The 15,282-nt window shown below is 41.0% G+C and carries 11 protein-coding genes; 6 read left to right on the top strand and 5 right to left on the bottom strand.

Annotated elements, in window-relative coordinates; all coding sequences use genetic code 11:
- Positions 1 to 22: 22 nt before the first annotated feature.
- A complete protein-coding gene (locus P2W76_RS16195; protein ID WP_276348940.1) occupies positions 23 to 334 on the bottom strand; it encodes a hypothetical protein in 312 nt (103 codons plus the stop codon).
- Positions 335 to 965: 631 nt separating this feature from the next.
- Here P2W76_RS16195 and P2W76_RS16200 point away from each other — a divergent pair.
- The 3 genes from P2W76_RS16200 to P2W76_RS16210 all read left to right on the top strand — a co-directional run bounded on the left by P2W76_RS16200 (position 966) and on the right by P2W76_RS16210 (position 7,029).
- Positions 966 to 2,345 carry a TlpA family protein disulfide reductase gene (locus P2W76_RS16200; protein WP_276348941.1) on the top strand — a complete coding sequence of 460 codons (1,380 nt, stop codon included), beginning with the start codon at positions 966 to 968 and terminating at the stop codon, positions 2,343 to 2,345.
- A 1-nt stretch (position 2,346) separates the two neighbouring features.
- Complete coding sequence (locus P2W76_RS16205) at positions 2,347 to 5,556, top strand: SusC/RagA family TonB-linked outer membrane protein (RefSeq protein ID WP_276348942.1); 3,210 nt, start codon at positions 2,347 to 2,349, stop codon at positions 5,554 to 5,556.
- Positions 5,557 to 5,652: 96 nt separating this feature from the next.
- Positions 5,653 to 7,029, top strand: coding sequence for a RagB/SusD family nutrient uptake outer membrane protein (locus tag P2W76_RS16210; RefSeq protein ID WP_276348943.1), 1,377 nt, complete (start codon positions 5,653 to 5,655; stop codon positions 7,027 to 7,029).
- Between the two features lie 45 nt (positions 7,030 to 7,074).
- Here P2W76_RS16210 and P2W76_RS16215 read toward each other — a convergent pair whose 3' ends face one another.
- A complete protein-coding gene (locus P2W76_RS16215) occupies positions 7,075 to 7,347 on the bottom strand; it encodes a hypothetical protein (protein WP_276348944.1) in 273 nt (90 codons plus the stop codon).
- 85 nt (positions 7,348 to 7,432) lie between these two features.
- On the bottom strand, positions 7,433 to 7,897 hold the full coding sequence (locus tag P2W76_RS16220) for a MauE/DoxX family redox-associated membrane protein (protein WP_276348945.1): 465 nt from the start codon (positions 7,895 to 7,897) through the stop codon (positions 7,433 to 7,435).
- A 500-nt stretch (positions 7,898 to 8,397) separates the two neighbouring features.
- On the opposite strand from P2W76_RS16220, the gene P2W76_RS16225 reads away from it, so the two are divergent.
- Entirely contained in the window at positions 8,398 to 11,250 is a 2,853-nt protein-coding gene (locus P2W76_RS16225) for a lantibiotic dehydratase (protein WP_276348946.1), read from the top strand.
- Here P2W76_RS16225 and P2W76_RS16230 read toward each other — a convergent pair.
- A complete protein-coding gene (locus P2W76_RS16230; RefSeq protein WP_276348947.1) occupies positions 11,195 to 11,932 on the bottom strand; it encodes a LytTR family DNA-binding domain-containing protein in 738 nt (245 codons plus the stop codon). The genes P2W76_RS16225 and P2W76_RS16230 overlap by 56 nt on opposite strands.
- A 1-nt stretch (position 11,933) precedes the next feature.
- The gene (locus P2W76_RS16235) at positions 11,934 to 13,010 is read right to left on the bottom strand and encodes a histidine kinase (protein WP_276348948.1); all 1,077 of its coding nucleotides are present in this window, start codon (positions 13,008 to 13,010) and stop codon (positions 11,934 to 11,936) included.
- A gap of 635 nt (positions 13,011 to 13,645) precedes the next feature.
- On the opposite strand from P2W76_RS16235, the gene P2W76_RS16240 reads away from it, so the two are divergent.
- Together P2W76_RS16240 and P2W76_RS16245 are read left to right on the top strand one after the other, a co-directional pair.
- Positions 13,646 to 14,224, top strand: coding sequence for a GNAT family N-acetyltransferase (locus tag P2W76_RS16240; RefSeq protein WP_276348949.1), 579 nt, complete (start codon positions 13,646 to 13,648; stop codon positions 14,222 to 14,224).
- A 13-nt stretch (positions 14,225 to 14,237) separates the two neighbouring features.
- A complete protein-coding gene (locus P2W76_RS16245; protein ID WP_276348950.1) occupies positions 14,238 to 15,158 on the top strand; it encodes a helix-turn-helix transcriptional regulator in 921 nt (306 codons plus the stop codon).
- The last annotated feature ends 124 nt before the right edge of the window (positions 15,159 to 15,282 follow it).

Here is a 15,282-nt window from a genome sequence, read left to right on the forward strand (position 1 = left end):
ACTTTGTGCTTTCTGGTTAGATTTAACTAGAAAGAAGATGAGAAATATCCCTCGATTTGACATTTTTCTTTGCCTGTTTTAAAACAACTTTAACAATGATATCAATATCTACATCAATAATTTGGGAAAGCTTAACCAAGTCTTCTATCACAAATTTCTCAGGAGCAGCACATTTATTAATAAAGCCATCATAACCGATACCCAATGCCGCAATTAAACCAGTGATATACATATCCGTAAGATCGTTCATACTGGTTATCGTGTTAGTCTCAAATCTTGCCTTCAAAGAGGCTATAGTGCTTTTCAGCCTTTCAGAATTAACTTTTGTTGCCATAGAACTGATAAAATTCTATAACTGAAGTTCAAGAACAATGATTTAATACCAATTCGATAATAATTATTATCATATCGATAATAATTATTTGCAATTCAATAATTTTTAATTTATGTTTGGTATACTTTAATTGTAAATCGGTAGAAATTAATTTTGCATTAGAAATTATCTTTAGAGATAAGCTACAGCACCGAGAGACATAAAAAGATTAGTATTTATTAAAATTTGATAATTTTGCTGTACTTCTGATGTAAAGACATTTGGGGTACGGCTTACGAGCCTCGCCTATAAATCTAGTAAATTTTCCGCGAGCGTAAGCAGAGCATCCCAACCCTATTCAGTGCAATAGGGTCGGTGCTCGCTTATGTTTGACGGGGAAACCTTTCCGAAAGGGAAGGCGGCTTTACTAGAGCCTTTAGACGTTAGACATGGCGGGTTACCGGCCCTATTGTATTTTCGATAGTTCGGTATCTCTCTTTAAGAGGCTCCATTAAAATTTGACAATGGAGAGTAAACAAGATATTCTTATTGCATTAGTGATCTGCAGCCCGGAGTAAGTTACCTATGCTCAAAATAGACGTCAGGTATTCTCCCTGAACAATTCATAAAATTTCAACTAATCGATTTAATAATGAAAAAAACGATACAAATTATCGTTCTGGCTATGCTATGCTTAAGATCCAGGACAAATTTATACGCATCTATAACCGCAGTTTTTCTATTAACCTTGATAATTGCCCTCACCGCGAACGGGGTCCAAGGACAGGAAACCAGGCAGGCCGGGGGGATAACCATCGGTCAGCAGGTTCCTGATGTGACCATTAACAACATTATTAATTATAAAACTACAAGCGCAAAGCTTTCAGATTTTAAGGGGAAGCTGCTGATACTGGATTTTTGGGCTACCTGGTGCGCACCCTGTATTGCCATGATCCCAAGGATGGATAGCCTGCAAAAACAATTTGAAGGCAAAGTGCAGTTTCTGCCGGTAACCTATCAGCCTGCCAGCGTAGTTGAACCCTTTCGGGCAAAGCTTCATGAGAAGAAATCTATAAGCTTACCTGAAGTAATAGGCGATAAAGTATTGCATGACATGTTTCCCCACAGAAGCATACCGCATTATGTGTGGATCGATCCTGATGGAAAAGTGATTGCTATAACTGATTATGTTGAGGTTACTGCTGAAAGAATAAAAAACGTGATAGCAGGAAATAGCCAGCAGTTAATAACCAAAGAAGAAATGCCGCGGGTGGTTTACGATCCTAAGAAACCTTTGTTTACTGAATTAAATGGTGGTAACGGCTCTTCTCTTAAATACCATCGGCTCATCAGCAATTATGCTGATGGACTATGGCCGGGATACAAATTTTCAGGCGACAGTATGGGGATGAAGATCACGGTGCGCAATGAATCCCTATTGAGCATATATACCCTGGCATACGGGCAAGGGCAAAAATTCCTGAATAAGAATAAGGTGATTCTTGAAGTAAAGGATCCGGCATCATTTCGCAGTAATTTACGAGGGAACGACTATTTACGCTGGATGCGTGAGGGTAACGTGTTTTGCTATGAACTAATTATGCCTGAAGTGACATCGGGTAGTGCTTTTGCTGCCATGCGTGAGGATCTGAGCCTCTTTTTTACGAACTATCAGGTAGCTGTAGAGCGTAGAAACCTGCCATGCATCGTGCTGGAAGCCAGCGGTAAAAATAGTATTATCTCGAAAGGGGGCAAACCGTTAAACCAGATGAGCCGTTCGGGAGCAACCTTGCAGAATGGAAACTGGAATCATTTCATTGGCCGTCTTGATGATTATTATTTGCAGGACAACGAACTGCCTCTACTGGATGATACAGGTATTTCCGGTTTCGTTGATTTGGAAATTAAGGCAGACATGACCGACACTGAAAGTATCAACAGGGCACTTATTCCTTATGGGCTCAGTCTTAAGCCAGCAACCCGCATGATAGAAGTACTGGTAATTAAGGAAAAAACCGGCAAGGGCTTTTAATATGAGAAAGTATATGATCATAGCCTCCCTGCTTTGCATGAGCTTGCATATTCGGGGACAGCAGCTACTTACCGGTAAGGTAATTTCTGCCGCAGATGGATACCCGCTGATCGGAGCCAGTATTAAACTGCTTCCATCTGCTATTGTAGTAAAGACAAATGAATACGGAGTATTTAACCTAACGACATCTCCGGAGATCACAGGAGTTGAAGTTAATTTTATTGGGTTTGAAAAGAAAATTGTTGGTATTGACAGCTTAGGTAGAGCCGGCCTGGTTATCAGGCTTAAGGAAGCCAGCCTTCTCATGCAGGAAGTGACCGTCCGTACCGGGTATCAAGATCTGGTGAAAGAACGGGTTACAGGCTCTTTTGTATTGATCAATGAAGAGCAACTGAACCGGCGGGTAAGCCCCGATATCTTAAGCAGAATAGAAGATATTGCTCCTGGGGTAATTTTTAACAGGGGGAGGAGCAGTTCTGGCGCTAATGATATCAGCATCCGTGGACAAAGTACGCTTTTTGCAAATGCAAAACCCCTGGTGGTGATCGATAATTTCCCGTATGATGGCGATCTGAATACCCTAAATCCTAATGACGTAGAAAGTATCAGCATTCTAAAGGATGCAGCGGCAGCTTCGATCTGGGGTGCAAGAGCAGGTAACGGGGTCATTGTAATCACTACGAAGAAGGGAGGTTTTAACCGGAAATTGGAATGGTCGTTTAATAATAACGTTACCGTTGGAGAGAAGCCCGACCTTTTTGAAGAACCCAGGATGAGTGTCAGTGATTACATTGAAACAGAACGGACCTTGTTTAATCGTGGCTTTTACCTGGCATCCGAAAACTCGCTGAGTAAACCGGCTCTTTCACCGGTGGTCGAATTAATGATCGCCCGGCGGGATGGTAAAATTGGCGATGCGGATCTGAATACCGCGTTAAATAAATTGAAAGGGTATGATCTTAGAAGTGAACTGGATCGTTATTATTATCAGCCCTCAGTTAATGAGCAATACGCGATAAACTTACAGGGCGGCAGTAACAACCAGTCTTTTTACTTCTCAGCAGGATACGATAAACAAAGGGCAGCTCAGGCAGGGAATAACGACAGGCGCATAACTGCCAGTTTGAAGCACCAGCTATTGTTTTTGAACCAGAAGCTGAAATGGGACGCATCACTTTATTATGTCAGCGGGCATCAGCAGCTGAACGCCCCTGGGCCGTTAACATGGTCGGCTGGACAGTCGTTGTTGTATCCTTACGCCCGTTTAACCGATGAGCAGGGAAACCCAATATCTGTAAATAAGGATTTTAGAAATGAGTACCTGCAAACCGTTAAAGCCACAGGCATACTAGACTGGGAATACCGCCCCTTACAGGAATTACATTCTTTGAATAATTCCTCCAGGACGAATGATCTCAGATGGAATGCCGGGCTTCGCTATCAGTTCAGTCCATGGTTAAATGCTTCGGTTTTATACCAGTACGGCTTAGTCAATCAGTTACAAAACAACTTGCAATCAGAACAAAGTTATGCAGTAAGAGACCTGATCAACCAGTTTACTGAAATTCTTCCTGATGGAGCTTTAATCAGGAACCTTCCGGCCGGCGGAATACAGGATCGTAATGTATACAGCGAGATGGGCCATACATTCCGGACACAGATTGGTACCGAAAAGCAATGGCTGGACAGGCATGAGCTTAGTGCTATAGCCGGATATGAAATGAAAGATCTGAATAATCAAAGTGCCTTATCGCGCACTTATGGATATAATTCTGATTATGCAACGGGCATCCGGGTGGATTATATTACAAGCTTTAAGCGGTTTAATTTGCCTTCCAGTACACGTACCATCCCTTATGTAGATAATGAGACAGACCGTACAGACCGCTTTATAAGTTGGTTTGCCAATGCAGCATATACCTTTGACAAGAGGTATACGCTATCCGGCAGCGCCCGGATAGATAAGAGTAATTTATTTGGAGTTTCCGCTAATCAGAGGGCGCTGCCGCTATGGTCAGCCGGCTTGAGCTGGAACGTGGAACAGGAAAGCTTTTTTCCTTTCGCGAATTTATTCTCCTCATTAAAGATTCGCGGCACATACGGCTATAATGGTAATATAAATAAGGGCGTAACAGCATATACTACTGCTTTATTTAACAGCGGTGCTAACAGTCTGACAAGATTGCCTTATGCACAGATCACGAATCCGCCGAATCCGGATTTGAGCTGGGAAAAAGTGAAGATCTGGAATGCAGGGCTGGATTTCAGTCTGAAAAATAATAGCATCAGCGGAACCCTGGAAGTTTATAATAAGACAGGTGAAGATCTTGTAGGAAGTGTGATTGTTCCGGCAAGTTCAGGGATCACACAGTTCAGAGGTAATACATCTTCAACCCTTACAAGAGGTTTAGATGCGCAGATCAGTGCCAATATATTTAAAGGAAAGACTTTCAGCGTACAAAGTATCTTTTTGGCAAGTTTGCTCAAGGAAAAGGTGACCGCTTACGAAGTCTTTGCGCCTTTACGTTCCTACCTGCAATCGGGGGACGGAATAACCAGCGGTAATCTTCCGTTTGAAGGGCGTCCTCTTTACGCATTGTATAGCCTTCGGTCAGCAGGGCTTGATCCGGCCACCGGAGATCCCCGGAGCTATCTTAACGGGCAGATAAGCAAAGATTACAATGGAATTATGGCAGGATTGAAAGCTGATGATATTATTTATCATGGGTCCGCCAGACCCACCTTTTTTGGGGCATGGCGAAATCAGGTGAGCTGGAAGCGTTTAACTCTTTCTGCTAATATCAGTTACCGGACCGGTTACTATTATCGCCGGAATTCAATCACCTATGGAAATAACATGGGCCTGGGGAGACACGGCGATTTTGCTCAACGCTGGCAAAAGCCGGGTGATGAACAGTATACACAAGTCCCATCCGTATCCTTAACTACAAATGTTAACCGGGATTTTATTTACCAGTTTTCTGAAACGCTTGTAGAACGCGGTGACCATATACGTCTCCAGGATATTCAGATGAATTATACCATACAAAAACGGCATTGGCCGAAGATACCTTTCCAGTCAGTTCAGCTATATATCTATGCCAATAACCTGGGATTGCTATGGAAAGTCAGCAATGCGCCGTACGACCCGGATTACCAGAATGGTACCCTTCCCAGAACCATTGCTGGGGGTTTAAGATTTACTCTTTAAGATCAATCAAATGAACCATCATGAGCATACAACTCACAAACCATAAGGAATATGCTCAGGATAGCTTCATTGCCATTAAAAAACAATTATATTCTAATGAAAATAAAACTCACACTTTTTTTGTTGCTAAGCATAGTGCTTGGTAGCTGCGAGAAGAATTTCCTGGACAAAAAATCAGATAAAGCGTTATTAATTCCACGAACGCTTTCAGAAATGCAAGCCCTGCTGGATAATCACCAGGTAATGAACCGGACACCCGCGATCGGCTACTTAAGCTCAGACGATTTTAACATTACTGATGCCGGGTACAATGCATTCGGAACTCCTGTGGAACGAAACGCCTACATTTGGGCCAAAGAAATTCAAGAAGGTACAGCGCTGCTTGACTGGAACGTACCTTATCAGCATATTTTTTACTGCAATGTTGCGCTTGAAGGACTAGCGGATCTGACAGAAGGAGAAAAAAAAGAACCTGGCTGGAATACCGCCAAAGGAACTGCGCTTTTTTTAAGGGCGTACGCCTATTTCAATCTTCTTCAGTTATTCAGTGGTCCCTATGATGCGGCTAAGGCAGGTCAGCTTCCGGGCGTTCCTATTTCCGCTTCATCAAAAATAAGACAATCGCTGGTCAGAAACTCGCAACTTGAGGGTTACGAACTTGTATTGAAAGATCTGCTGGAAGCTGTCGATCTTTTGCCGGGAAATCAGCAGGTAAAAACCAGGCCAGACCGGGCAGCGGCGCTGGCCTTACTTGCCCGCACAGCGCTGACGATGAAAAATTATGACCAGGCCGCTAAATACGCTGCAAGTTCTCTTGGGTTAAAAAGTACCTTGAATGATTATAGTCAGTATAGCACTGCTTCACTGAAGCCTTTTCCGGTGGTACTTCCTAATAATAATGATGAAGTTCTCTTTTACGCACCGCTTCTTAATTATAGCTATCTCAATTCAGCGTTAACATTCGTTGACCCTCTGTTATACCAGACGTATCACGCTGATGATTTAAGGAAAGGATTGTTTTTCTTAAACCGGGGCAATAACCAGTTCACTTTTAAAGGATCGTATGCTGGTCCGATTAACCCTGGTGCTGCATTTTCCGGACTGACCATTAATGAAGTTTACCTCATTTCGGCGGAGGCGAAAGTCCGTACCGGGAAAGTACTGGAAGGATTGCAGGATCTGAATAAACTCCTGGAGAAGCGCTGGAAAAAGAATACATTTAAGCCGTTCAGTGCCGGAACATCGGCTGAGGCCTTAAAAATCGTATTAGAAGAGCGACGTAAAGAACTCGTAGGGCGGGAGCTGAGATGGCAGGATTTGCGCCGGCTAAATGATGATCCGGCTTTTCAGGTAACTTTGCGAAGACAAAGTAACAATAAGGCATACCAGTTATTGCCAGGAAGTTTGCGATACACCTTTTCCATTCCGGCTGATGAAATAGAAATTTATGGTTGGGAGCAGAATGACCGATAAGGAGCAATAATATAAAAGGAGGCCGAAACCTCCTTTTAACTCTGACTACGGTATTAATCTGAACGTACCGGCTACTTTTTCATCCCTGATATAAGTTCCGCCTGAATTTGGGTCTCCATCATAGATCTCTGTGCAAACAGCACTTGATAAATCACATTCGGAGGTGGAGCCTGACGGTAAATTATTAAGATCATAATACTGTTGTGTGGCCTGATCGAAGCCCCATTCACTTTGAACTACCGGTTTAAACGCACTACCTGTAAGGGCGAGGGTAACGCCTATTAGAAGCGCTACTACTCCAAAATTTAATTTTTTCATGATTTTTTTATTTAAATGTTTAACATATATAACTGAGAGCTTTATGAAATGACTGGCCTCTGGCTTCACATTTCCTGAGTTTTGGTCATGCTTGCTGGCTACCTCCTTTCTCACTGGTAAAAGTTTTTTCAGCAAAAGCTTTCTCCTGCTCCATAAAGAATATAGCCATTGATGTTATTGCAATAAAAAAGATATTGAAGGTTAAGTGTTGGCTCCAGCTCATTTTTTCAAGAACGCCTCCGCAGCTGCATGGAATGCGGCCGAAGATGTTACTCATAACAAGGCCGATGTATACCGTAAAGTTGAGAAGAAGGAAAGCAGAAGCATAAAGCCCAAAAAGCTTTGTTTTTGAAAAGAGTAATAAAGCGCTTGTTATGAGCTCAGCGGTTGGTACCATCCATGCCAGGATCTTTGCTATACTGTTTGAAAATACCTGGTTGAGCATCTGGTTACGGCTGCGGTCAAAATCAAGTAGTTTGCTTAGTGAGGCATAAACCCAAAGGACAACGAGAAACGCGACTATTATAGACGTAATTGAAGTCCTTTTCATGTCAGTAGATATTGATGATGTAAAGAAAAAGTACTAAAGGGAAAAAAAACTTCCCTTTACTTTTTCACTCCTTTTTTCAGTAAATATTTTTGTAATGAGCGGGAATAATGGATATCATGTCCCTCCTCTCGCAGCTCGTTTATCCAGGTCGCAATTGTCCTTTCCGTACAACCGAAAAGACGTGAAGCTTGTCTTCGGGAAATGAACCTGCCTTTTTCAAGCATGTTCAGGATCCTTTGCAGGTTTTGATGATGTGAACGAAAGGAGCTCATATAGATCGGTCAGTTTCATAGGTTGAGAGCCGGGAACTTTATTCCGGTAAGCAATTGCTGAAGATGATCTACCGGGCAGTTTCCGGCCCTTCCGTTCCAATAATTTCCTGATTATTTGCAGATGTACAAATTTTTTTACACCAACTGGAGATTTTGCGTGATGACCACGGGAAATTAGCGGACGAAATCTAATGCCGGAGGTCATGATGTCATTATTTTGGGATACCTATGAAAGTCTATGATCTATATCCCAGGATGGTTTTACGGATACCGCGTTTCCCTGTAAATAAAGCAGCCGAACCCCTTGATGAAATGCTGAAAAACCCGGTATTCAGAGATGCACTTTTTCTTGCAAGTGATGTATTGGATGGGGAATTAAACCGCAATGATTTTCAACTTAGGAATTGCAGCAAAAAAATGAAACATACCCTAATGAAATATCACAAGCGGATATGTTACAGGCCGACCCCTTTCGGAGCTTTTGCTGGAATAGCCATTTTCCCCTGGAATGAAACAAAAGATCCTGAAATTGTCGTTAGCGAGGATGCATTTGAGACACTGGTGATTAAAAAGAGCCTAACTGACCATCATTCCGGCATCTTGTTTGAGGAAAATCACTACAGGGTAAACCCATTTCTATATCCTTATGGGACAGATTACAGAGTTCTGAAGAAGGATGAAAAAGATAGGGGAAACACTTTTTCTATCGCAGAGATCTTTGCCTCTGATGTGATAAGGAACCTGGCAGATTGTAAACACACAATCAGCCGGGAATCACTTTTAGATTTACTTCATAACAGCAGCATTGACAAGAATGAACTCGATTGGTATGTAAATGAATTGATCGCCTTGCAGATCATTATGCCTCATAAATATCCATGTAGATCGTTTCCATATCCGTTAATGCCGGAACATAAAGAGCTTCCCGGATCTTCCTATGATTCTTATTGCCGTGTTTCAGTTACCGGCTCCCATCCCGTTGGTTTAAACCGGCAGCTTCAGGATGCTGTACACTGCCTTGAGAAATTAAGCAGCAGGTATGAGCCTAAGGCTTTGACCCATTTTAAGGATCGGTTCAGAAAGCTGTTTGACAGGAAAGAAGTGCCCCTTCTACAAGCGCTTGACCCGGAGATGGGTGTTGATTATGCAGGTCTGAGTAATGACCTTCTGATTGAGAAACAGACTAAAATGCCGGAACGTATAACCTGGACACCCATGCATGAACTGCTGCTTAGTAAATGGACAATGCAGTCCGGTTATGGTATACCCGAAATTGAACTGATTGATCAGGATCTTTCAAAACTGAACGTCACGCACAAAACTTATCCGCCGGGGGCCTCGGTGGTTTTCTCAGTGATTGGTGACAAGGTGTTCATAAGAGCGGCGGGTGGTGTGAGCGGGCTTAATATGATCGGACGCTTTACGGTTCTCGACCCCGGTATCCTGGATCTTGCAAAAGATATCGCGCAAATAGAAATGAAGCATAACCCGGATGTTCTTTTTGCGGAGATCTCTCATCTTGACAGCGCTAACCTTGCAAGCGTAAAGAGCAAGGCGATGGTTTATGACTATCAGATTCCCTTTTTTGATCATCCTGAAGTTCCTGATGATTTTGTGATAAAGCTGAACGATTTATACATTTCAATTGTCGATGATTGTTTGCATCTCAGATCTGCCAGGCTAAACAAGCGGATCATTCCCCGGTTCAGCAGTGCTTACAATTATCACAACAGTTCACTTCCCATCTTCCGGTTTCTCTGTGATCTGCAATACGAAGGAACTGATCCAATCCTGAATTTCAGTATGACTGATCTGTTTCCCGGATTACCTGCATATCCAAGGATCAGATATAAGAATATAATACTGGAAGCCGCCACCTGGTATCTTGATGCAAAACCCCTTGTTGAATTAAAAAGTTTAGATTCGCATTCCCAGATCCGGGGATTCAGATCAATTGCTGTCGAAATAGGTCTGCCGGAAGAATTTTGCTATGTGATGCATGATCATTTACTTTATATAAAGCTTTCCTGTGAGAAGGATGTTCTTTTATTGCTGCAAGAAGTCCCCTTTTCCGGAAAGATCATACTAAAAGAATATTACAAGGATCAGGAAACTTTGGTTAATGATAAAAAGGGAAATTCCTATACTCATGAATGGATTGCCTTTATGATGAACCGGGAAAAGTCGTATTCTTCTCACATTCACCGTCCGGGATTATTACCGTGGGGTATAACGAAAAAGGATAAGCTGTTCCCTTTTGATGAATGGCTGTATTTTAAGATCTACCTGCATCCGGCAGGGTATACCGACCTTTTAGTGAATTATATACACCCTTTTGTTTCGGAAAATTTCCGACAGGGCAACATATCTTCCTGGTTTTTCATCAGTTACTGCGATCAGAATTTCCATTTAAGGGTAAGACTGAAACAAATGCCGGGAAGAGAAATTATGGTTTTGAAAACATATAAAATACTGGAACAGAATTTTCGAGAATTGCCAAACTTGAAAAGGATTGAGCTATCAACGTATATACCAGAAATGGAAAGGTATGCTGTGATAGGAATTCAACGTGCAGAAGAGCTCTTTGAGTTAAGCAGTGAAATAGTATTATCCAGTCTTCGACAGTTCAAACTATCCCATTATTCGGTACGGGATAAGCTTTTTGTCGCAATAAAACACGTTTTTATGGGCTGTTTGAGTATCGGGCTCGACTATCATAAAATAGAAGAAGTTTCTAAATCAATTTCCTGTCATTTAACCAAAAGCCAAAAAGTTGAATTTGATTTAGAATTCCGAGAACACAAAAAGGATCTATGGGCATTGATGCTCGAAACAGAAAAGGGAATTGTCGAGAAAAAGTATATGATCCGGCTCCGCACAGTAGCAGAATCGCTTGAGCCTGATGAAAAGTTACACTTGATGACAGATCTAAACCACATGCATCTTAACAGGCATTACCTCCATGATCAGCCATTTTTTGAGGTTAAAACCTATTATTTTCTTTTTAAAATGACCAGAATGCTAATTAGCTATCAAACCCCTTTCTACGATCTGAAGAAAAAGTTCTGTTCTTTATCTTGAGATGAAGATTTTTTCTATACATAGGTCCGACTGATAAAACCGCATCGTTTTCCATAGTTAGCTCATTATTGATCATTCGACGTATCCTGTCAAGATTCACCACATAACTTTTATGGATCTTAAAAAAATTATTCCTGTTTAGTTTGAACTCAAATTCCTTGAGGGTCAGATAAGTGACATGCATACTCCGTTCTGTATAGAGCTTAACATAGTTTGACAATGATTCCACATATAGTACTTCTTCGAAATAAATTTTAATCACCTCGCCCTGATTGTTGCCCCGGATGAAAAAGTAGTTTTCTTCTACTACGTGGTTATTTTGTATCAGGCCCTGTACCTTGATGACTGCCTGTAAAAACCGCGAGTAAGAAATAGGTTTAACAAGAAAATCATAGGCTCCTTTATCAAATGCTTCGAGTGCATGCTCTATATGTGAAGTAATAAATATAACAGCCGTATGGGAGTTGATGAGGCCCGCCAGTTCAAGTCCGGTAATACCCGGCATTTCAATATCTAAAAAAGTGATCTTTGGTTTTCCTAGTTTAGTGATTACAGAAAAGATTTCCCTTGGATTAGTGGTAGAAAAAATAAGCCTGAGATCCGGTGTTTGGTTGATATAATCTTGCAAAATTTCAATTGAATCGACTTCATCGTCTACGATATAACAATTATAGTCTGCCATATTATTTGAGATTAATTACGAGTTTGAGATTAAATATATCCTGATCAGCAAAGTATTCAAGCACATACCGGTCCGGGTAATGAAGATCCAGCCGTTTACGTGTATTAGTCAGTCCTACCCCATTTCTTGGTGTGTTATCACCCCTTATATAATTCTTCGTTCGCAACCTTAACTCTCCCTGAAAAGTTAAAATTTCGATAAGTGGAACTGTTTGAGGATTTTGCAGGTCGCCATGCTGAAAAATATTTTCAATTAAGGTGATCAAAAGCATTGGAATAATCTTTAATTCGCAGTCATCAATGGAAGTATTGAAGTTAATAGCCGGGGAATAACGCATTCCTTGAAGCTCTATGTATCTATTAATATGCTCTATTTCAGATACAAGTAAAACTTCTTCTGTAGAATTCCGGGATTTAAGGGCAGAGCGCATGAGTTCGGCCATAGCCAGTAAATATTCAGCGCTGACCGTATCCTTTTTGCGTACACGGTTATAAATTGAATTTAAAAAACTGAAGATCAAATGCGGATTGATCTGTGAGCGCAGGAAGGCCAGTTCCGAACTGGCCAGTTCCATGCGCAGGGTTGCCTTTTCCTTTTCTGCGATCAGGGTTTGTGTATTATAATCGTGAATTCGCTGGCGGTTTCTAATTAGATTCAAGGTGACACGGTACGCAGTGCTCAAACCCATAATATAGATGCATCGGTATACAATTGCTAATTGAAATAATCTTGATGAGCTATCGGTAACATTAACCGGAATCCCTGAAGAAACCAGGAGCTTGTTTATCCCTACGCTAATAAGGTAATAACAGGAAATTACCAGCAGCAAATGCAACAACGACTTCCGGTAGTCGCTAATCTGTTTAAATCGCTTATTTCCGAGTACAACGTAACAGTGGACATAGAATAGTAAAATGTTAAGCAGATAATGAAGGAAGTAATCAGCAAAATGATTAAATCTTTCCCGTATAGCTGCCGCCAAAGTGATCTCGTAGAGTATAAAAATCGTCCAGAATAAAATGTGGTAATGAACGACAGTAATCCTTTTCCCGGTTACATTAAATATAATATCACGCATAACGCTCGCTTTATCACGCAAAAAAATGAGTTGATGTAAAAGATTCTTCTTGAATCAGTGAGAACGCTACTTTAAATAAAAATCTTATAGCTATGAAGACATTGAAAGTAACAAAGTCCCTAATGAAAAAGGAAAACTGCTTCACATTCGGTCAGGTCCGGCAGCAAAAAGCGCCAGGTATAGATCCTACAGTGATTATAACCACAACGGTTACACACATTTTCCCTCAACGTTAAGACAACGACAAAATCTTAAAGCTTCCAGCAGGAGGCTTTATTTTTTTGATCATAAAATAGCGTGGGACATTCAGGCGACCTGCTTCTGAGGTTCCGCGAGGGACCCGTTACACAAGATAAACTGAAGCCCACGCATAGCGTAGGCATACAATCTATTTCCCCTTGTGTAACTTAAAATTTCGCGGATTTCAGAAACAAGTTAAATAGCTATAGCTACTAAATATTTTAGTTCAAATATAGCAATAATGAATAAAATGGAACAAAGGTAATACTGATATTACCTCCTTCAGTGCAAATTGGAAATGTAGACTGGACGGTTTTTATGGCTTAGTCACTTTAAGTAAGGCATTTTTGTCATGCAGCCCTGTTCTGCCACAGGTTTTCATCTAACTAACTATTATGATAAAAGCGACTCTTGAATACAAATCTCTGGTATTAGATATACTGACAGCTTCTTTCATGGACAACAAGAGCGTTAATTATATTATTCCGCAAGGCGATCAAAAGCATAAAAGAATACGTTCGCTCATGGATTATTCTTTTGAGGTATGTTCTCTATTTGGAAAAGTCTTGCTTTCCGATGATCGCAAAGCCTGTGCTCTACTGGTTTATCCCGACCAAAAACGAACAACTCTGAAGTCCATCTGGCTTGACACCAAACTCCTCTTTACCTGTATTGGAATTGCAAACCTGTTTAAGACGATAGGTAGGGAAAGCAAGATCAGTAAGATCCAACCTAAAGAACGAATGTGCTATTTATGGTTCATAGGGGTCAATCCTATTGACCAGGGGTTGGGTATAGGAAGTAAGTTGTTAAAGGAACTCATTATGGAATGTGAAAAGGAGGAACGACCGATTTTCCTGGAAACATCCACCATGAAGAATTTGCCTTGGTATAAAAAATTCGGCTTTGAAACTTACGCTGAACTCAAATTAACCTATACCCTTTATTTTATGAAAAGAAATTTGGACACTTAAAGACTGGATATATATGCTGGTACTTGGAACAGAGATGCATGTAGTGACTTTCATCTTCGTGCTACTAGAACTGATCATGTTCGGTTACCAGCTCTTTCATTATTTGTCCAGGCCGCAGGACAAAGCCAGATTATGGTATCTGATCTTGTTATTTCTCCTGATTGTTTATAATATCACAGGAGGACTATTTCCAGACTCGAAAATTACCTCAATTCCTATAGTTACCCAGAACATCATAGCCTATGGAAGCGGTTTTTTAATGGCTTCCTACTTTCCTTATTACTTTTATAAAGGTTTTGATTTGAAGAAACTTCGCTTTCATGCAATTTATGGAGTTCTTTTATTTTTGATACTACCGTACCTTATTTTCTTTGTACTGGTGTATTCCATTGATAGAAATCTTGATTTTGCTATCAGGAATGGGATAATTGTTCCGTTCTTTTACTCTATTATAGTACTTTGGGCAATTTTAAGGGCTATCCGGTTAAAATATAAGGGTGACAGGAGCAGGGCAACATTCATCGAGGTCGTCGCGGTCTACCTAGCAGTTATTCCCTGGGTGATGATGACCGTAATCGCCTATTTTAATTTAGGACAGTTGATTGAAGTCATCTGTACAAACGGCGGCTTTGTGGTCATCACGATCATGTTCATCTCTAAATCAGTCACCCAGGCAAGACTTGAGTATCAGCAACTGATGGATATTACCATAAACGGAGTGAGGCCTTCTGCGTTCCAGGACAATTGTACAAAGTATAAGCTTACCAACCGGGAAATTGAAATTGTACAGCTGCTCAGACAGGGCAGTAAATATCAAACTATCGGGGAAAAGCTTTTTATCTCTGAACTGACGGTAAAGAAGCACGTCCATAATGTTTTCGAAAAAATGGGTGTTAATAATAAGGTTGAATTGATCCATAAGATGGAACAATAGCCCCTGCCCGTTGCATCAAACCCCTCATTACTCTTATACTTCGCGTGAAAATACTCCTTTTGATGTAGGTAAATACTCCTATTAGCGTATTTATACCCACACCCTATTTACTCAATTTTGTCCT

Source organism: Daejeonella sp. JGW-45, assembly GCF_029360805.1.
Taxonomy (GTDB): Bacteria; Bacteroidota; Bacteroidia; order Sphingobacteriales; family Sphingobacteriaceae; genus Daejeonella.

Bases quoted from the DNA above. Each gene is read 5' to 3' on its own strand.
- P2W76_RS16195 (WP_276348940.1), bottom strand. From the start codon at position 334: ATGGCAACAAAAGTTAATTCTGAAAGGCTGAAAAGCACTATAGCCTCT.
- P2W76_RS16225 (WP_276348946.1), top strand. From the start codon at position 8,398: ATGAAAGTCTATGATCTATATCCCAGGATGGTTTTACGGATACCGCGT.
- P2W76_RS16235 (WP_276348948.1), bottom strand. From the start codon at position 13,010: ATGCGTGATATTATATTTAATGTAACCGGGAAAAGGATTACTGTCGTT.
- P2W76_RS16215 (WP_276348944.1), bottom strand. From the start codon at position 7,347: ATGAAAAAATTAAATTTTGGAGTAGTAGCGCTTCTAATAGGCGTTACC.
- P2W76_RS16220 (WP_276348945.1), bottom strand. From the start codon at position 7,897: ATGAAAAGGACTTCAATTACGTCTATAATAGTCGCGTTTCTCGTTGTC.
- P2W76_RS16205 (WP_276348942.1), top strand. From the start codon at position 2,347: ATGAGAAAGTATATGATCATAGCCTCCCTGCTTTGCATGAGCTTGCAT.
- P2W76_RS16240 (WP_276348949.1), top strand. From the start codon at position 13,646: ATGATAAAAGCGACTCTTGAATACAAATCTCTGGTATTAGATATACTG.
- P2W76_RS16230 (WP_276348947.1), bottom strand. From the start codon at position 11,932: ATGGCAGACTATAATTGTTATATCGTAGACGATGAAGTCGATTCAATT.
- P2W76_RS16200 (WP_276348941.1), top strand. From the start codon at position 966: ATGAAAAAAACGATACAAATTATCGTTCTGGCTATGCTATGCTTAAGA.
- P2W76_RS16210 (WP_276348943.1), top strand. From the start codon at position 5,653: ATGAAAATAAAACTCACACTTTTTTTGTTGCTAAGCATAGTGCTTGGT.
- P2W76_RS16245 (WP_276348950.1), top strand. From the start codon at position 14,238: ATGCTGGTACTTGGAACAGAGATGCATGTAGTGACTTTCATCTTCGTG.